Source organism: Nostoc sp. (assembly GCF_036917515.1).
Taxonomy (GTDB): Bacteria; Cyanobacteriota; Cyanobacteriia; order Cyanobacteriales; family Nostocaceae; genus Nostoc.
In genome coordinates, this window is the sequence record NZ_JBALDE010000217.1 from 1 (window position 1) to 18988 (window position 18988).

Sequence of the window (18988 nt, forward strand, 5' to 3'; positions counted from 1 at the left end):
TCACAGGAGTAAGGTTTCATTCTACAGGCACTTAGACGTTGATATACTCCATCATCCCATACTGTATTGCACTCAAGCAGGAACTGCTATATATAAAACAAAAGCCAAGGATATCTTCCCGCAGCCAAGGAATTTTGAAAAACCCTGGCGATTTGTCAGAAATATATTTTCACCTAAATATTCTCATGATGGATTAGAGAATGCGCTTAAAGATGATTCTACTTTGGGTGAGACTAAAATTGGCGAAATTCCCAATATCATATTGTTGATTCTTGCCTATGATATGCGTTATCGCAACACAACTTTTTTCACCAATTTACATCCTGATTTGGGCGATCAATGGTACGATGGAATTCCACTCAAAGATATATGTATTAGTTCGGCATCAGCGCCAACTTTCTTCCCACCACGCGAGTTAAAAGCATTTGACGAAGAGAAATTTGGTAAATGGTCATTTCCTCATATTGATGGTGGAGTTTGTGCCAATAATCCATCTTTGGCAGCAATTAGTCATGCTTTAAAAGTGAGTCGTTCTCCAAAACTATCGCTAGAAGATAAGAAAAAATATAATTTAGAGAATCTCAAACTAGAGGATATTTCTGTACTTTCTATCGGTACAGGTAGAAGTGCGAACCCATTTGAATATGAAAAAATAAAAAAATGGCACAAATTAAGCTGGGTAGAACGGCTTGTAGATGTGTTCATGGAGCCAACAAGTGAAGTACATACTACGATTTGTCAAAATATCCTTGGAGGTTTTGAGTCAGGGCACTATCTCCGATTGGATTTTGATTTGAATGAGAGATACAAAATCTCAGCAAATGAAAATTATAAAATGACTCGTACTCTCATAGAAAAAAAAGAGGAAAGGAAAAATAAGCATTTAGTTAAAGCTGTAAATATAAACCCCAAAAAATACAAGGATTATGAGAAGGATATGCGTGTAAATGAAGAGATGGATGATTCCACAGAGAAAAATATTACCACTTTGATTGCTGCGACTCAGGCCTTCATTGACTATGGTCTGATTTATGAGTCCAGAGTATATGGTGAAGGACCTCAAGTAAAAGAGGCAATTAGACAATTCATTGACAATAATTTTGTTACTCATACAACTAGGAATCAAACCGAGACGCTATCGGTTTGACATCGTTGCTAGGTAACTCTAGCAATCCTGAATAATTTGTGAAAAACAAGATATCCGAATTCTAAAAAAATTCGGATATCTGCGGCTTACAATTTTCATAGATCAAATCAATTGAACGTATTTCGGTGGAAATGGTTTTTCGTAGCTAACAAAGTATGTAATCAACCTTAAACAATTACATTCGGCTCAAAATTTACCTGACTGTAAAAAGCTTGTTTAACCCATTCGGCAACCGTGACATAGGAGTTACACTCCCCCCTCTCCTACTCAGGAACTTGCATGAAATTGGGATCGCACTTCTTCGTTATACTGAAATGACTAATCCTGCGTCTTCCCAACTGACCCAAGCTGCTCTAATAGTTGATGTACTGATAAAACGGGTATAGCTGAATTGGAAAACCCTTGCAAATCGCGAGTAACGATCGCGTCTAAATTCTGAGCAACTGCACAATAAATTTGTACCGCATCCTCAAAATCTGCTAAACCAGATGCAAAAGCTGCTTCTAAAATAGCCCGATTCACAGAGCAAATAACTAATACCGCCAGTATGGTTGAAACTGCCTGTCTAGCAAGTTCAATACTTTGAGTTTGTCTGCAGGCGATGTAGAAAATATCAGTGAGTGTTGTTGCAGTCACGTATCCAACCACTTATCCAGAATCGATCAAATTAAACAGGGCTTGGGCATCTTGCAGAAATGGCTCTCGGTCTAGCAAATAATCTAGAACAATGTTGGTATCAATCAAAATTATTAAAGATATTTCTCAACCTGACGCTCTTCTAGCATGAACTCCACTTGTTCATCAGTCGGCGCTGGCTGGTCGGTTTTCAATAAACCTTTCATCTGCTTGATAATGCGCGATCGCTCAGGTGATTGAGTTGCAATATCTTGCAAGGATTCAATAATCGCACGGATGAGTTCAAGGTGATCGCTTGGTGGCAGTTGACGGGCTTGCTCTTTAAGCTCTTGTAGCGACATAGAAAACACTCCGACAAATGCTGTATCTCAATTTTAGTATGAGCGATCAACGTTTAACTAAAAATAAATCCAGTGTCAGCCTTTGCAAAACTTGTTTCAATACCATTACCGTCCAATCTATATCAGCTTCAGTCGTATCACGCCCCAATGTGATGCGAATTCCGCCCAAAGCGGCTTTTTCGGAATAGCCCATTGCTAACAATATTGGACTAGGGCTAAGTTTACCACTGTGACAGGCAGCACCAGCACTGATGCCAATACCAGCAAGGTTTAGCTGTCGCACCAAGGTTTTACCGCTGAGTTTTTCGCCATTAGCGTTTTCTAGGCACATACTGACATGGTGAGGTAAACGATCGCAAACATCCCCTGTAGGAATTAAACCAGGAATCTCAGCTAATTGGGCAAAGGCGCGATCGCGTAATTCAATCAACCGTGGTGTTTCTGTAGCTAATTCTTGCGTTGCTAATTCTGCTGCTTGCTGCACCCCAAATAACCGCTTGATGTAAGAAAAGTCCTTCAAAAAGTGCTGCCGCTAAACCACCATTGAAAGCATCACCTGCGGCTACTGTGTCAACTACATGAACTGAAAACGCAGGTACAAAAAAATTTTCTCCAGCAGTCGCACAAAAAACACCTTTAGCACCTAATTTGACAATCGCACATTTCACATCTTTTTCCAACAAAACCATAGCTGCTTTGGCTGCTTGTTCCTCTCCATTCACAAGAAAACCAACCAATTGCGCTGCTTCAACTTCATTTGGTGTAATAATGTCTACTAATGAATAAAAACCATAGGGGATTTACCTTTGAACAGCACAAATATTTTAGGCAATAAGGTAAATTATCGACTCCTTCGTTTGTAATTATGGGTTCAGTAGCCATAATTGCGAACATATATCTAATCGAGTCTTTTTGGGAATATGTCCTTCGGTATACTTTTGACTATCTACTTTTCCTAACTCATTAAAAAATAAGAGTTAGGAGTTTTAATTCCTCACTCCTCACTTTTAACTTTTAACTTTTATTCCACTAAACCATGCTTCATCGCAAAACGGACTAATTCCGCGCGGTTGCTGGTTGAGGTTTTTCTCAATAAACTGCTAACGTATTTTTCCACGGTTCGAGGACTCAGGTGTAGTTGATGACCCATTTCGGCATTAGAAAGACCATGAGTCAATAACTCTAAGACTTCCTGTTCTCTATGAGTTAAGGCTGAGTGCAGATGGGATTTCTGAGTTTGAGTGGACAAAGAATTATGAGCATCCTCCGCTTTTGTCAAGCCGGAAATGCCCAAACTGTCTTTATGAGAAAAACGATATTCTGATTGGATAATTTGCGATCGCTCTAAAAGATTGCGGATTGCTGCTGCTAATTCTTCCAGTTCAAAAGGCTTGGGTAAATATAAATCGCACCCTGACTGGTAGCCCAGAATTCTTTCTTGGGTCTTAATACGTGCTGTTAATAAAATTACAGGCAATAAACGAAACACTGGTTGTTGACGCACCCGGCGCACCAGTTCATAACCATTCATCCGTGGCATAACAATATCTGTGACAATCAAATCAGGATGATACTCATCTACCATAAACAAAGCCTCTTGACCGTCATTAGCCGTGATCACTGAGTAGCCAGACAGTTCAAGATAGTCGCTAACAGACAGACGAGTGCCCAAATCATCATCCACTACAAGGATCGTCAAGGGCATGGATAATACACCCCTAGCATTTTTTTACTCAGAAATTTGTTTTTATGTACTTCGTTAATAAACACAGACAATAATAATGTTCTTATGTTTCATACTATGACAGGATTACCAGCTAATGACTGCTCTGAGGGTTTATTTATAAGGAAAATCTTAAATCATTAGGAAGGTTAACGAAGTGTAACCACCTTAGACTCCCAGTCTTTAGGAGGTATAAAGAGCTTTGTAATTTGTAACAACTCATCAATAAAGGAGAGTTAATGTTCATTAGTGTTATACCAATTCTTTGTCAGGACTATACTCATACAAAGAAGCAGCATCTCGTAGAGAAGTGGATTCCTGCAGGGTATTGCCCCTACTTGATAGGTAAGTCTATTTGTGAAACTGCACTAAATCAGGCTTGGTGAGACAAGTTTTTCAGACAACTTGTTCTATGAAACCTCAGAGGTAATCGGTATCAGCTAACTTAAAATTGTCAGAAAACCTTAATTGTGAACTTAGAAAAGCTAAATTAGTGATATACAGTTCACCATTTATAGCGGTTCTAAGATACACCCTATAATTCACAAGCTAATCCAAATAATTTTTTAGGTACATTTAAAGCACACAAAATTATCAATGAGCGACAAGAACGAAGGTTACAAAGTTATTTGCGACAACCGTCAAGCCCGTTATTTGTATGAAATTCTAGAAACTTACGAAGCTGGAATTGAGTTGACAGGAACAGAGGTGAAGTCGATTCGTGCGGGTAAAGTCAATCTCCAAGATGGCTATGCTTTGCTTCGCAATGGCGAAGCATGGTTGATTAATGTGCATATTTCACCTTACAACGCTAGTGGACAATATTTTAATCATGAACCACGGCGTACACGCAAGCTACTATTGCATCGCCAAGAACTTCGTAAGCTAATTGGCAAAGTCGAACAGCAGGGTTTAACTTTAATCCCTTTGAAAATGTATCTGAAACGAGGCTGGCTAAAAGTGAGTATAGCCCTTGGCAAAGGTAAAAAGCTCCACGATAAACGAGAAGACCTGAAACGACGCCAAGACCAGCGTGACATTCAACGGGCTATGAAAAGCTATTGAGGATCGGTTTACTAAACTACCACAGTAAGAGTGAGAAACTGATTGCTGTGAAAATTATGTTGTATGTCTACAGCGTAAGTTCTGATCCCTCTTTTGTCACTTTCGGTAGAGAATAATCTGTAACTCTTGCCCAGACAGGATTTTGCCTATAGAGCTCTGTTTGGAGGTTTCTATTAGTTTGCGATCGCTAATCTTCCCACTAAATCTAGGTTTCATCATTTAGCCCCAATTTTTATTTACCCAGAGTGACAAAAGAGGGATTAATGTAACCCTTGCTCTTTTAATAAAAAATGAGCCTTGTAATATGTACTTAATAGTATTTTTATCTGCAACATAAGACTTACGATAAAAAAAGGAGCCTAACTTAGACTCCTTAATAAAAAACTGGTAATACAATTGTGACTACTTAACAGTCACCTTACCGCCAGCTTCTTCGATGCGCTTCTTAGCATCTTCAGCGGCATCCTTAGCAACACCTTCTTTAACTGCCTTGGGGGCAGCTTCCACCAAGTCTTTAGCTTCTTTCAAACCCAAACCGGTCAATTCTCGGACAATCTTCAGCACAGCAATCTTCTTATCAGCTGGGACTGATTCGAGAACCACTTCAAACTCAGTTTGCTCAACAGCTTCTTCAGCAGGAGCAGCAGCACCACCACCAGTACCTGTGAAGGCTACACCAACAGGTGCAGCAGCACTCACACCAAAAGCTTCTTCAATTTGCTTGACTAACTCAGAAGCTTCCAGTAAAGACAGGGTTTTTAGTTGTTCTAAAATTTGATCGGTTGTAGCAGACATTGATATAACTCCTGTAATTTTGATTATTTATTTGTCATCGGTCATTGGTCTTTAACTATAGACTTTTGACTTTTGACTGATGACCCACGAAGTCTATTCAGTAGTAGTTTCGGTGGTTTCGGTGCTACCACCTCTTTGCTCTTGGTCGGCCACAGCCTGCAAAGCACGAGCCAGTGAACCAGGAACTTCATTGATACCCACAGCAATCTTGGTAGCTAAGGCGTTGATACCCCCAGCAATTTGGGCGATGAGTTGTTCCTTAGATGGCAAGTCTCCTAGTACCTTGACATCAGGTTCTTTGAGTAGGCGACCTTCCAGTACACCACCGCGAAGTTCTGTCTTCTTGGTGACTTTTTGGAATTCTTGGTATGCCTTAATTGCCGATGAGAAATCTTCTTTTACCAGCAAAAAGGCGGAAGAACCATTGAGCAATTCCGACAAAGGCTGCCATTTTTCATCGTCTTTGATAGCAATGCCCATTAAGGTGTTCTTCGTCACCTTACAAACAGTGCCACTGGGACGTAACCGCCGCCGTAAGTCTGTGATTTCCGAAACTGTTAGCCCCTGATAATCAATTACCAGTGCCAGAGTTGACTCACTCAAAGTTTCTTTGAGGTCAGCTACTATTTCTTTTTTATTTTCTAGTGTTCTACCCATTCCAATCTCACCTCCTTAAACAATCGGGGAAATGCCCTAGTTGTGTGTTTTTTCTCAATTTGAACCTAAACAACAAACCCCAGCTAATATAGCCAGGGTTGAGTAGTAAGACTCTTGACGCCATAGTTATCACACCTTTATGGGTGGTAATTCTGACAATTAGAGTTTTAACCTCGGCAGGATATTAAGCTGTTAACACCTGCTGTCTCTGGCTTTGTCTATTTAATTTTGTCATTTTTTGTCATTTGTTTTTTGCCTTTACAAATGACTAATGGCTAATGACTAACAATTAACTTGCTTGGCTCAGTTTTAAATCTCGTAGGGCACTGATATCAACTTTTATTGAGGGCCCCATTGTGGCTGACACATAAAATGTCCGCCAATAACGACCTTTAGCTCCTGAAGGACGGTTACGGTCAATCGTCTCCTGCAATGCCTTCAGGTTGACTAACAAATCTTCAGGCGAGAAGGTTGTCTTACCAAACATAACATGGACAATACCAGTTCGATCGGCTCGGAATTCTAATTTACCTGCTTTAAATTCTGCGATCGCACCTGCTAAGTCAAATGTTACAGTTCCACCCTTGGGCGATGGCATCAAACCACGCGGCCCAAGCAACTTACCCAGCTTTGCCACCTGTGGCATCACATCGGGTGTGGCAATCAGCTTGTCAAAATCCAGTCTACCTTTTTGGATTTCGTCAATCAGTTCTTCTGACCCAACTAAATCAGCACCAGCACTGCTAGCTTCGTTTACCTTTTCACCTCTGGCTATCACCGCCACGCGGACGATTTGCCCTGTACCTTTAGGCAGTGCTACCGTTGTCCGCAACTGTTGGTCTGTATACTTGGGGTCAATTCCCAACCTGATATGCGCTTCAGCAGCTTCGGTAAATTTAGCTGTTGCTGTGTCTTTAAGAAGGGCTAAAGCCTCTAGGGGTTCATAGTCCTTGTCTTCTACTTTTGCTTGCAGACCTTGCAAACGACGCGATATTTTTGCCATTTTGTTCTCCTGGGGTAATTCCGAAGCCTCGCCTCTCCCCCGATAGTTTTTAGTTACTTGTCCTACCCTGCGGGAAGCCGCTGGCGCGTCTATGTCATTTGTCCCTTGTCATTTGCTAATTTTTTACTAATGACTAATGACCAATGACTAATCCGTGACTGTTACGCCCATATTTTTAGCCGTTCCTGCCACAATCTTCATTGCTGCGTCGATATCGTTGGCGTTGAGGTCGGGGAGTTTGGTTTGGGCTATTTCTTGCAATTGTGCTTTGGTTATTGACCCAACTTTCTTTTTGTTGGGTTCATTCGAGCCTTTTTCAACTTTCGCCGCCTTCCGAATCAGCACTGATGCGGGTGGCGTTTTGAGTACGAATGTAAAACTCCGGTCTTCAAAAACCGAAATTTCTACAGGTATTACCGTTCCAGCTTGATCTGCTGTTTTGGCGTTGTACTCTTTACAAAACATCATGATGTTGACACCATGTTGACCCAAGGCGGGCCCGACTGGCGGTGCTGGGTTGGCTTTTCCAGCATTCAGGGCCAGTTTTATGACCGCCACTATTTTCTTCGCCATTTGTATTTAGCTCTGTTTCTCTACCTGATTAAATTCCAATTCTACTGGTGTATCCCTGCCGAAAATTGAGAGCAAGGCTTTAAGTTTACTCCGCTCTGGAGAGACTTCAATCACCTCGCCTTCAAAGTCTTTAAATGGACCAGAAAGCACCATTATCTTATCACCAGTAGCCATGTCAATTTTGACAACAGCTTCTTGTTCGCTAGTTTGTTTGAATATACGTTCAACTTCTGAAGAACTCAGTGGTATGGGATGAACATGACCGCGACCCTTGCTACTACCACGTTTTTGTTCGGAACCAACAAAGTTAATTACATGAGAGGTGTTGCGTACCACCTGCCAAGTATCATCATCCATCATCATTCGCACCAACACATAGCCAGGGAAAACTTTTTCTTCTGTATGCTGGCGACTGCCATCTTTGCGGATTTTCACCGCTGGCGTTTGCGGAATTTCTACTTGGATAATTTTGTCAGCTACATCAAAAGTTTGAATACGTTGCTCCAAGTTAGTCTTTACACGCTTTTCACAGCCTGAAGCTACTTGTACTGCATACCAGCGTGCTTCTTTTAACGCTGCTTCTGCTGCTTCTGCTGCTTCTGTTTCCTCTGACTGCAACATTGAGTTGCGTGGTTCATCTGTTGCAAAGCTCATTAGAACACCTGTTTTGCTGCCCAATGAAACAATCCATCGACCAAGTATATCAAAGATGCGGAGAGTGCCACCATTAACAATACAGCGGCGGATTCGCTCACTATCTGTTTCCGACTGGGCCAAACTACTTTTTCAAGTTCTTCTTTGGTTCCCTGTATGAAGTTGCCAAAGCTAAAACCATTCGCGGTTTCTGGCAATTCTGCTTCACTTTTTTTGGCCACGACCGTTTATCCCCCGTTTCTTATACTAGATCCTGTTTAACTGTCATCTAGGTTTTGCAGTTTCGACTCTATTTCACTTACTGTCAGCAAAATAACTGCAAATACAATAAGTTTACCCGAAATTATTAGCGCTAACTGCTATATTAGCAGCTGCGTAATTATTTCGGGCTTTGTTTTTTGCTCTTGAGCGCGCCCTGGAGGACTTGAACCCCCGACATCAGGTTTTGGAGACCTGCGTTCTACCAACTGAACTAAGAGCGCACAACCTGTTTCGGATTCAGTGATTGCGCTGAACTAAATTTTAGTTTAACGCAATATGCGATTTACATCATATCTTAATTTTGTTGGGAAAACAAGTTAGCGGCAGATGCCGCTTGAAGAAAAGAGATTTCTCTCATAATTTTGAAGGACGAATCACAAAGGGCGGTCAAACCGTTGCTTGATCCGGGTTGCTTTACCTACGCGATCGCGGAGATAATATAATTTAGCACGGCGTACTTTACCACGACGTAATACTTTGATGCTGTCAATCCGGGGAGAATGCAACAGAAATACCCGCTCAACGCCCACGCCTTGAAAAACCTTACGAACTGTAATAGTTTCGTTGATGCCGCCATTGCGTTTGGCAATTACTACTCCCTCGTAGGGTTGTACGCGGTATTTTTCGCCTTCCTTGATTTTTACTCCCACTTTTACAGTGTCGCCCACATAAATGTCGGGCACATTTGATTTTATCTGTTCCGCTTCAATGGAGCGGATAACCTCTTGAGCGTTCATAGTCTTTCTGTCTGCTTAAAAAAAACTCACAATCATCAATGATAAATCGATAATCCTATTTCAGTCTACTTGTTAGGATTGATAATTTTACTGATACAACAGCCTAAAGATCAAAGCTATATTGCAAAATGCTATACCATAAGGGTGAAATTTATGAAATTTAGCGTCGTCATCAGTACCTATAATCGCTTGAATTTGCTACAAAGAGCAATTGATTCGGCTCGTAACCAAACAATTGAGTGCGAGGTGGTTGTTGCTGACGATTGTTCTTCTGATGACACCCAAACCTATCTTAAAAGCTTAGGGGACAAAGTTGTTTACCACCGTAACGAAGTGAACCTTGGTCATGCAGCAACGATAAATGCTGGAGTTGCCAAAGCTAGCGGCGACTGGATTAAGTTCTTAGATGATGATGACTATTTAGCGCCTAACTGTATAGAAGAGATGGCAAAGGCGATCGCACTTCGTCCCGATGCTGTAATCTGCTCTTGTGTGGCGGCTCAGGTGGATGGGAATCAAGTTGAACTTTCTCGCACTCCCCAAGTCGGCCCTGGTTTAGCTTTTTATATCCCGCAAGCCGATATTCACTACGGGATGCTTTTAGAGCTTGTACCCTTTGGCACACCTGTACAAGTAGCTTGTCGACGTGATGCTTTCCTGCAAACTGGTGGTTGGGACTCCACACTCGATGCTAACTGTGATGACATCGATTCCTGGATTCGGATTGCTCAGTTTGGCGATGCGATTTTCTTCAATCAGTGTCTTGCTTACCGCACAATCTGGCCTGGTGCATATAATCAAAAGTTTTCTTTGTCTCGGCGGTTGGCGACAAATATTTTGATGAAGGAAAAAATTTACGCTTTGGTAAATGAGCAATATCGCTCAAAGATTCCTCTTTTTCAAGATATAAAAAATTACCTGAAACTCCATTGGATTTTAGTAGCATTAAAGCAAAAAAATCTCAAGAGTTTTCTTTCAATGATAGATTCTTCTATACTTTCTCCTCAATCTTGGAAGTTTTTACTAACTGCTGCCTCATCACGCCGCTCTCAGGGAAACAATTCTCAGATCCGTAAACTTGTGTTGATTGAGTCGTAACTTTTTAAGTGTTAACAATAGTTTTTGCTGTTCAAAACTTAGCTTTTACAGAAATGAAGAAGTAAATAATACCAATTTTAAAAAGAATACAACACATGGACGAAAGCCACCTGCAACCCTCTGCTTTATCAAGAGAGGGTTGCAGATAGGGTGAGAAATTTTCTGAGTGCTAGACGATAACGTTAGTACCAACTACCAGATTGGTAGCTGTGAAATTATTCAAATTCAAGCTTGCCAAGATGTCATCATCCTTAGTGAAATTAACTTGTGTAGAAGTACCCGATTGCACAAACTGTAGGTAGCCATCAGCGATGGGATTGCTGCCAGTGTAGCCTCGACTCTTAAGCCAGTCAGTAATGATTAACTTATCCTCGCTCTGATTAAAGTCAGTAATCGTATTACCAATGCTAGAAGCTTGGTAGACGAACTGGTCATTACCGCTACCGCCAGTCAGGGTATCATCAAAATAACTAGCAAAGAGAATGTCATTACCAGTATCTCCGATAAGAATATCATTACCCTCACTAGCAAAGAGGATGTCATTACCAGCACCTCCGATGAGGCTATCCTGACCGCCACCACCAATGAGTGTATCATCGCCAGCACCACCAATGAGGGTATCCTCCTCGTAACCTGCACCACTACGTAGAAGGTCGTTGCCACTTAAGCCGTCAATGCGGTCATAACCCCCTTGACCATTAATGACATCATCTGAGTTGTCAAAACCATTGACATTATTGTTTAGTTCATTGAGAAAGGTGACTGTGTTTTTGTTGAAAATGGTGTTTTGAGTAGAGTTGGCATTGAAGACATCAAAGCTGTCACGAATGCTGCTTTGCCCATCAAACAAGATATTGCCCACTGTCCATAGGTTGTCTAGGTTTTCCAGGGGAAAGTTTTGCAGGATAATTTTGTCATCAGCTACCCCTTCAAAGGTGATTTCCAGATTGTTACTATTTCGGGTGAGTAGCAGATTTCGGACAGTCAATCCAGCACCTTGGAATTTCAGGGTATCCAATTCGCCAACACTCGCTGCTGAGGAATTTGAGCCTTTACCTAACCCATCGAAATCAGTGATGATATCAACACCGTCACCTAAATTGTAAACAAATTTATCTTTGCCACTGCCACCAGTTAAGATGTCATTGCCTTGATTACCTGCGATCGTATCATTCCCAGTTTGAGCATTAATTATTTCATTAGAATTGTTGCCCACTAGATTATCAGCGCCATTGGTTCCATTCACCCCGTTGAACTCTAAGGCACCAATATCAACTGTACCCTCAGATATTCTGTCAAATCCAGCGCCACGTTGGTCGGTAGTTATACCTGCTGAAATTAGAGCATTATTGCCTGCATTAATAGCGGGGCTATCCCCAATTAAGGCATTAGTAAAGGTTGCACCTTCGTTATTTTGCAGGGGGCTGAGTCTGGGGTCGATAGGATTGGCGTTGGTGCCGACGAGGGTGCTGGTAGTAAAGCCAGTGCTACCAGTATTATCGCCAATCAGGTTATTGCCGAGGTCAGTGAAGTTTCCTTCAACGTCGTTGGAAACACTACTTATTAAGTTGCCTGCAATGATGGTATTTCCAACAATAACAGTACCATCAGATTCATTGAAAATGCCCCCATTCTCAGCATAAGTGTTGTAGCCATTTGTTGCCTCGTTATTGGTAATAGTATCGTTAGTGAGGGTAAGAGTGCCGTTGTTGTTATAGATGCCACCGCCCCTAAAATTTACATTATTATCAGAGACAGTACTGTTAGTCAGGCTAAAAGTACCATCATTAAAGACGCCACCGCCGTCTCCTTCTCTTGCCGTATTACCAGAGATAGTGCTTCCTGTTATATCGACGGTGCCGGAGTTATAAATGCCACCACCATAGGATGGGTAGAAGTTAGGAAAACGGTACGCTACAGCCTCAGCAAATGCCGTATTATTAGATACGGTACTTCCCGTTATCTTGAGAGTGCCTGTGTTAAATATGCCGCCGCCGTAAGCATAGAATAAATTGTAGATGTATGCACTATTACCAGAGACAGTACTATTAGTCAGGTTAAGAGTACCTGTGTTAAATACACCACCACCTAATGAGGACCCCCGATTGCCAGAGACAGTGGTGTTGGTCAGGCTGAGGTTGCCTCTGTTAAAGATGCCTCCTACTGCTCCCTGATTGTCTGAGACAATGCTATTAGTCAAGTTGAGGCTAGTATTACTATTGAGGAAAATACTGCCATATATGACATCATTAGCATTGGCAATCTTCAAACCATCAATGCTGACATCTGTCCCTGTACCCGCGATCTCGAATACACTGGAGGCATTATTACCGCTGATGGTCAGCTGAGATGCTCCAGTTCCCACAATGGTTACATCATCAGTAATCGTCAGTTGACCAGAGGTAAGGGTGATGATATCTGGGGTGGCATCAGTAAACACGCTGTCTGCAAAGGTAATCGTATCTGCCCCAGCAGTTGCATTGGCATTCAGGAGCGCCTGCCGCAACGACCCTGCCCCAGAATCGTTGGTATTAGTCACTACGGTGTCAGTGTTAATAGGTAGTGGGGCGATGGGAGACTGGACTTCATAAGCACCAATATCTACTTTGCCGTTAAAAATTCGGTTAAATACAGCACCTCTTTGGTCAGTGGTGACACCAGTTGGAACTAGGGAATTATTGCCTGCGTTAATGGCGGGACTACTTGCAAGTAAGGCATGAGTTAAGGTTTCACCACCGTTATTTTGCAGCGGCCCGAGTTTTGGGTCAATGGGACTGGTGTTAGTGCCCACTAAGGTGCTGGTAGTAAAACCAGTGCTACCAGTCTGATTACCAATCAGGTTATTGCCTAAATCCTTGAAACTGATGCCGGATACATCGGGGTTGATATCGCCGGAACTAGATTTGTCGAAGTTGCCTGCAATAATGGTGTTGCCCACAACGGTGAGTGGGTTCTCAAGATAATAATCAGGCTCAAGACTGAAAATGCCACCACCATTACCAACACCATCGCCATTTGAGTCAGCGGTGTTATTGGTAATCGTGCTGTTAATCAGGTTAAGGGATCTAAAGTTATTAATGCCACCGCCATCCTCTAACGCCTTATTGCCAGATACAGTACTATTAGTCAGGCTGGCTGTACCGATACTATTAATAAAATCTCCTCCGTTGTAAATGCCTGCACCGTTGTTCGCCGTATTGTTAGAGACAGTGCTATTGGTAAGCTTTAAGTCACCTTCGGTATAAATGCCGCCACCGATAGAGGTTGTCGTATTACCAGAGACGTTGCTTTTAGTTAGGTTGAGGATGCCTTTGCTATAAATGCCGCCACCGCTGGAGGTTGCCGTATTGTCAAAGATGCTGCTTTTAGTTAGGCTGAGAATGCCTTGATTAGCGATACCGCCGCCGCTATAGGTTGCCGTATTGCCAGAAACATTAGTATTGGTAAGCTTAAGGGTGCCTTTGTTATTGATACCGCCACCGTTGGAGGTTGCCGTATTATTAGAGACATTACTATTAGTCAGGATAAGAAGGGTATTGTTATTAACCAAAATACCGCTATCATTACCGTTAGCAACTTTTAAACCATCAATACTGACATCTCTTCCTAATCCCGATATCTCAAACACCCTAGAGGTATTATTTCCGCTTACTGTAAGATTTGATGCCCCAGTTCCAAGAATGGTGACATCATCGGTAATTTTCAGTTGCCCAGAGGTGAGAGTGATAATATCTGGGGTGGTATCCTTGAACACTCCCCCAAAAGTAATGGTATCATCCCCAGCAGTAGCATTAGCTAAGTTAATTGCTTCCCGAAGTGTGGTAAAGCCGTTGTTCGCATCACCATCATCTGTGTCTCCGGTATTGTTCACTGTGAAGGTCGCCAGTACTCCTGCGTAAGCTTTCTGAGTAGTTTCTGTAAACGCCAAATTTACTTCCATACCAGTGGTACGTACTTCCAGTTCCCAGTTGCCTCCTAATGTCGTACTGCCTATCAGTTGACGCGAAGCAGCAATGTTCGCTCCTGTGAGTTGATGCAGTTTGGCAACAAATTCTGACCCCACATCACCGTAAGCGACGTTGCAACCATAGATGAGTAAGTTGGCTACAGATGTTGTAGCAGGTGTAACTAATGATATAGCAGTTTTGGACGAAGTGGAAAATATCTTCTGCCATTGTTGCAGTTGCTGGCTATAGTATTCGAGGGTATCAAGTCCCAAGTGAGTGTTGCCCAGTTGCAAGCTACCGGGGACACCGTGGCAAACAATATGAATGCTATTAAGATTCTGGTCAGCGCGAGTTGCCAAAATCTCTGTAATTTGCTCAATACCATTCTGTGTCGGCTTAATAACGAATACTTCAGTGTTGGGAATAATACCGTTAATTAAATTCTGATAGTCTTCAACTGCTGTGTCTATGAAGACTAGGTTATGTGTATATGAGGTGGGAATTACGGGATTTAATTGGAAGTGTGGAGTATGTAATGTTGCCATTTTTTCACCTTAAACTAAGGTTAGAAGTTTAACCAAACTGACTGAAGCTTTATCATTACTGGGCTTTCACACAATTATTAACAGTAATAATGAATTATTTGTTACCATTAATTTTCTTACTTATAATCAAGCAAATTAATGTTTTTGTAAAGCAGTATTTCAAAAAGGTTTTTATTCTCTGTTTTGGCTGCTGTCTTGTACTAGAGTTTCGATACCAGCTATTGGGAAATAGAAAACTTGAAATAATAGATTCAGTCTTTATAATTTTGAAGTTTTACCCCGATTTATTGAGCCGTTACTGAATAAGTCTTTAAGCTAAGTAACTGGTTACAAGCACTATTAATCAGTAGAAAGTAGTGAATTTTACCCACTACTGACTACTTTTTAGTTGTCGCTGAAGACCTCAATAATTATGTTGATTTCTATTCAGTTACTTATCTTTATTTTTCATACACATCTCAAAGCTTATGCGAATCATACATATTTTGAATCACGTTCAAGAAATAGGTAACGGTATTGTGAATGTGGCTGTGGATCTGGCTTGTCTACAGGCGAAATCTGGTTATGAAGTCGCGGTTGTTTCTGCTGGTGGAGAATACGAGGCTTTATTAGATATTTGTGGTGTCAAACATTACCAATTAGACCAAAGCAGAAAACTGATAAATACGATCAAAGCAGCTATACGTTACCGAGCGATCGCAGCTGAATTTCAACCGGATATTGTTCATGCCCACATGATGACGGGGGTAATACTAGCACGTATTTTTAAAGGAAACAAATATGCTTTAGTTTCTACAGTCCATAACGAATTTCAGCGTGCCAGCCTGCTGATGGGTTTAGCTGACAGGGTAATTGCTGTCAGTAAGGCTGTGCGAGATTCGATGATTAAGCGTGGTATTTCAGAAAATAAATTGCGGGTAGTATGTAACGGCACTTTAGGTAGTCCCCGCACCCGACAGATACAAGATTATCAACCTTTACCATTACAGCATCCAGTGATCGCCACTGTAGCCGGGATGTATCAACGCAAGGGAATTGCTGAGTTAATTGCTGCCTTTGAACAAATTGCCTCAGATTTTCCCCAAGCCCATCTTTATTTGGTAGGAAATGGCCCTGATAAACAGCTATTTGAGGCACAGGCACAAGCAACTTCTGTAAAAGAACGCATTCATTTTGAAGGCTTCCAACCAGAACCTCAACGCTATCTGATATCTTGTGACATCTTTGTGCTTGCTTCTCACCGTGACCCTTGCCCTCTGGTACTTTCGGAAGCTAGGGAAATTGGAACTGCGATCGTCGGCACTCAGGTAGACGGGATTCCTGAAGCTTTAGACAACGGGCGAGCAGGTCTTTTGGTGCCAGCAAAAGATAGTCATGCTTTAGCTGGGGTTTTAGTGCAATTACTAAGTAACGTCGAGATGCTACAAGAGTGGAAACAGCGGGCAAAGAAAAACCTAGAAAGGCTAAGTGTTGCCCGCGTCCATCAGGAAACAATGACAGTGTATCGGGAGTTAATTACAGAATGAGGGTATGGGGCACAAGAGGCAGAGGTGCAAAGGGGCAGAGGGGAAAAACTTATTGCAACTTCTCCTCTGCTCCCCTGCTTCTCCAATCCCCTTAACAGAACGATCGCTTTGATTTTAAAGCTACGCCTAAAGCGCCAAAGACCAGTACACCTAAAATGTTAGTTGATTCAGGAACAGCAGTATAATAAGCAGCCACTCTGATCGGCCCATCTTTATCTGCTTGCTCTGCTGGAATTGGTGGAATGATTCCAGCACCCGGCGCTAGATTAGGCAGGGTAGCGAATGGATTGTAAAATAGAGTTCCGTTTGGGATGACGCCACCACTAAAAGTGATAGTACTACCAGCAATGTTAATGTCTGTAAAAATATCTTTTAAATCGGGGTTAGCAGAGTTACCAATCTTCCCATCTCCATTAACATCTCCCCATTGCACTGCTTCATTATCAAATGGTGGAGTAGAATTAGGATTACTATAAGACAGCGTTTTTAAATCAAAGACCAAGCTGTTTATATCGTGACCAGTGGCATTTAAAAAGTTATTAGCTACGTCTGGAACACCATATTCTATTACTTGCCCTGGTAGGTAATCTGTAAGGGTTCTTGGTTTTTTTGCGTCGAGTATATCTTGATTTTTAGTCGTCACAATCGGTTCTACAAAAATGACGGCTCTTGCTGGTGTCCAAGACAAAAAACTAATTCCTGCTGCTCCGAGAACAGACAAGGCTATTTTTGTGGCAATTCTAGTCATATTTGTGTCCTTTGAATATTGATTCGCAGAATGCTATCCCGCATGGTTTAAATCAAACGCAAAAACTCATTTCTCAACTGCTATTTATCAGCTAGATAAATAGTGGTTAATGTGTGCTTGCTGACTGAGTTGATATTTACTCATAGGTTGATTTATAAAGCAATTCTTGTAATGCTTTATCACGATAATTAGGAATTTCACGCAATCTTTATAAAAAATCCAGATTATAACTTATACATTGACAGATTAGACAATATGTGTAATATAAATAAAATTATCCTGACTTTTAATGACTTATGGGGACTCTACATAGCAGGTTTGAGATGAAATGGTTATAAGATTTAGAGACTATGGCAAACGGCTTGCTAATTTTGAGCAAGAAATTTTAGTACGTTGTCCCCAATGCGATCACACTGCCAAGATATTGACTGTAAACTCTGAGCAATCAAGTCTTAGTTCCATTAAAAGAATTACCTGTCAGCACTGTAGCTATACAAAACAACAGTCAAATGCTGCCAAACGAAAATCTGCACTGCTATTGTGGCAGAACAATTATAGGGATAAAAGAAATTCTCGTTATGGAATATTAGACCATTTTTTTGGCTTACCCCTGTGGCTACAAACTTCTTGTTGCGGTCAGGTACTATGGGCATATAATGAAGCTCATTTGAACTTCTTGGAAAGCTATATTCAATCAAGGTTGCGAGAACGCTTGCCAGATGAATCATTAGGTTGGCACAATGGCAGTCTTGCCAGTCGCCTACCGCGATGGATCAAGCTGACGCAGCATCGGGAAAAAGTTTTACAGAAAATTCAACAGTTAAAGCACAAATTGTAATCAACGTTTTAATCTTGTTGATGAGCAAATTTATAACCACCCCACAGAGAAAGAGCGATCGCAACCACCAGCAAAATCGGTATGCTGTACCAAGGAAACTGAGACAAGGGTAAATGGGCAGCTGCACGCAATCCAATACTGGCGTAGGTTAGTGGCAGCAGGTAAACTAAAACTTTCAAAGCCGCTGGTAGTGTAGCAGGGTCAAAGAAAGTCGCTCCTAAGAAGGACATGGGGATAATGATAAAGTTGTTGTAGAGTCCGACTGATTCGAGCGATCGCACACTCAACCCTACAATCACCCCTAATCCAGCAAATACCGCACAATTGAGCGCCACCAACAGTAAAAACAGTGGGTTGAGAAAATTCCAGTTCCCTGTCAACAGCAGCGCTACCAAAATCACGGAACCGGAAGTCATCAAACCCCGCACGACTCCCGCCAGCATTTTACCGATATACAACGCTAAGGGATGTATGGGAGTCAATAATAATTCCTCAAAGGTTTTAGTAAATAGTCTCTCTCCACAAATCGAAAATGTCGTTCCAGCAAAGCTAACCGTCATCGACGACAATGCCACCATTCCCGGTAAGATAAATTCCAAATAAACCATGTCTATCTTGAAACCCGTAGTTTTTCCTCATCTTCTTCAAGGTGATTTTTCACCCACAAGCGCTCGCAAATTTCAAAAGGATGGGA

General features: G+C 41.7%; 17 protein-coding genes, 1 tRNA gene, 3 pseudogenes and 1 other annotated feature. Of the genes and pseudogenes, 5 read left to right on the top strand and 16 right to left on the bottom strand.

Features of this window, described 5'->3' with window-relative positions:
- Positions 1 to 1147, top strand: a 1147-nt coding sequence (locus V7K89_RS28205; protein WP_335193146.1) for a patatin-like phospholipase family protein, incomplete at its 5' end; no start/stop codon positions are given.
- Between the two features lie 318 nt (positions 1148 to 1465).
- Here the strand turns inward: V7K89_RS28205 and V7K89_RS28210 are convergent.
- The 5 genes and pseudogenes from V7K89_RS28210 to V7K89_RS28230 all read right to left on the bottom strand — a co-directional run bounded on the left by V7K89_RS28210 (position 1466) and on the right by V7K89_RS28230 (position 3829).
- A pseudogene (locus tag V7K89_RS28210) lies at positions 1466 to 1891 on the bottom strand (PIN domain-containing protein).
- Positions 1892 to 1896: 5 nt separating this feature from the next.
- The gene (locus tag V7K89_RS28215; RefSeq protein WP_335193148.1) at positions 1897 to 2124 is read right to left on the bottom strand and encodes a hypothetical protein; all 228 of its coding nucleotides are present in this window, start codon (positions 2122 to 2124) and stop codon (positions 1897 to 1899) included.
- Positions 2125 to 2170: 46 nt separating this feature from the next.
- Positions 2171 to 2614, bottom strand: a pseudogene (locus V7K89_RS28220) (aminotransferase class V-fold PLP-dependent enzyme); the annotation flags it as partial.
- A pseudogene (locus tag V7K89_RS28225) lies at positions 2547 to 2921 on the bottom strand (PfkB family carbohydrate kinase); the annotation flags it as partial. The pseudogenes V7K89_RS28225 and V7K89_RS28220, both read right to left, overlap by 68 nt.
- Before the next feature lie 224 nt (positions 2922 to 3145).
- Complete coding sequence (locus V7K89_RS28230) at positions 3146 to 3829, bottom strand: response regulator transcription factor (protein WP_335193151.1); 684 nt, start codon at positions 3827 to 3829, stop codon at positions 3146 to 3148.
- Positions 3830 to 4444: 615 nt separating this feature from the next.
- Between V7K89_RS28230 and smpB the strand changes: the two genes are divergently transcribed.
- Entirely contained in the window at positions 4445 to 4912 is a 468-nt protein-coding gene (gene smpB / locus V7K89_RS28235; RefSeq protein ID WP_094349892.1) for an SsrA-binding protein SmpB, read from the top strand.
- A 402-nt stretch (positions 4913 to 5314) separates the two neighbouring features.
- Here smpB and rplL read toward each other — a convergent pair whose 3' ends face one another.
- From rplL to rplS, 8 genes are all read right to left on the bottom strand, one after another.
- Positions 5315 to 5707 (bottom strand): 50S ribosomal protein L7/L12, encoded by a 393-nt coding sequence (gene rplL, locus V7K89_RS28240; protein ID WP_335193153.1) that lies wholly within the window; start codon positions 5705 to 5707, stop codon positions 5315 to 5317.
- Between the two features lie 93 nt (positions 5708 to 5800).
- Entirely contained in the window at positions 5801 to 6364 is a 564-nt protein-coding gene (rplJ, locus tag V7K89_RS28245) for a 50S ribosomal protein L10 (RefSeq protein WP_335193156.1), read from the bottom strand.
- Positions 6365 to 6426: 62 nt separating this feature from the next.
- Positions 6427 to 6594 (bottom strand) — a sequence feature (ribosomal protein L10 leader region).
- Positions 6595 to 6653: 59 nt separating this feature from the next.
- On the bottom strand, positions 6654 to 7367 hold the full coding sequence (gene rplA / locus V7K89_RS28250) for a 50S ribosomal protein L1 (RefSeq protein ID WP_335193159.1): 714 nt from the start codon (positions 7365 to 7367) through the stop codon (positions 6654 to 6656).
- A 147-nt stretch (positions 7368 to 7514) separates the two neighbouring features.
- Positions 7515 to 7940 (bottom strand): 50S ribosomal protein L11, encoded by a 426-nt coding sequence (rplK, locus tag V7K89_RS28255; RefSeq protein ID WP_104904955.1) that lies wholly within the window; start codon positions 7938 to 7940, stop codon positions 7515 to 7517.
- Between the two features lie 6 nt (positions 7941 to 7946).
- The gene (gene nusG, locus V7K89_RS28260) at positions 7947 to 8594 is read right to left on the bottom strand and encodes a transcription termination/antitermination protein NusG (protein WP_335193162.1); all 648 of its coding nucleotides are present in this window, start codon (positions 8592 to 8594) and stop codon (positions 7947 to 7949) included.
- Positions 8594 to 8815: a preprotein translocase subunit SecE gene (gene secE / locus V7K89_RS28265; RefSeq protein ID WP_292780076.1), complete on the bottom strand. Its 222-nt coding sequence runs from the start codon at positions 8813 to 8815 to the stop codon at positions 8594 to 8596. The genes nusG and secE overlap by 1 nt, the downstream gene beginning before the upstream one ends.
- A gap of 188 nt (positions 8816 to 9003) precedes the next feature.
- Positions 9004 to 9076 (bottom strand) — tRNA-Trp (locus V7K89_RS28270).
- Positions 9077 to 9229: 153 nt separating this feature from the next.
- Positions 9230 to 9592, bottom strand: coding sequence for a 50S ribosomal protein L19 (rplS, locus tag V7K89_RS28275; RefSeq protein ID WP_335193164.1), 363 nt, complete (start codon positions 9590 to 9592; stop codon positions 9230 to 9232).
- A 153-nt stretch (positions 9593 to 9745) separates the two neighbouring features.
- On the opposite strand from rplS, the gene V7K89_RS28280 reads away from it, so the two are divergent.
- The gene (locus V7K89_RS28280; protein ID WP_335193167.1) at positions 9746 to 10690 is read left to right on the top strand and encodes a glycosyltransferase family 2 protein; all 945 of its coding nucleotides are present in this window, start codon (positions 9746 to 9748) and stop codon (positions 10688 to 10690) included.
- 169 nt (positions 10691 to 10859) lie between these two features.
- Here the strand turns inward: V7K89_RS28280 and V7K89_RS28285 are convergent, their stop codons facing one another.
- Positions 10860 to 15182: a DUF4347 domain-containing protein gene (locus tag V7K89_RS28285; RefSeq protein WP_335193169.1), complete on the bottom strand. Its 4323-nt coding sequence runs from the start codon at positions 15180 to 15182 to the stop codon at positions 10860 to 10862.
- Positions 15183 to 15649: 467 nt separating this feature from the next.
- Here V7K89_RS28285 and V7K89_RS28290 point away from each other — a divergent pair, with 467 nt between their 5' ends.
- Positions 15650 to 16708: a glycosyltransferase gene (locus V7K89_RS28290; protein ID WP_335193171.1), complete on the top strand. Its 1059-nt coding sequence runs from the start codon at positions 15650 to 15652 to the stop codon at positions 16706 to 16708.
- A 91-nt stretch (positions 16709 to 16799) separates the two neighbouring features.
- Here V7K89_RS28290 and V7K89_RS28295 read toward each other — a convergent pair whose 3' ends face one another.
- Entirely contained in the window at positions 16800 to 17456 is a 657-nt protein-coding gene (locus tag V7K89_RS28295) for a hypothetical protein (protein WP_335193173.1), read from the bottom strand.
- 328 nt (positions 17457 to 17784) lie between these two features.
- On the opposite strand from V7K89_RS28295, the gene V7K89_RS28300 reads away from it, so the two are divergent.
- Complete coding sequence (locus V7K89_RS28300; protein ID WP_335193175.1) at positions 17785 to 18294, top strand: hypothetical protein; 510 nt, start codon at positions 17785 to 17787, stop codon at positions 18292 to 18294.
- 8 nt (positions 18295 to 18302) lie between these two features.
- Here V7K89_RS28300 and V7K89_RS28305 read toward each other — a convergent pair whose 3' ends face one another.
- On the bottom strand, positions 18303 to 18908 hold the full coding sequence (locus V7K89_RS28305) for an ABC transporter permease (RefSeq protein ID WP_335193179.1): 606 nt from the start codon (positions 18906 to 18908) through the stop codon (positions 18303 to 18305).
- Positions 18909 to 18988 lie beyond the last annotated feature (80 nt).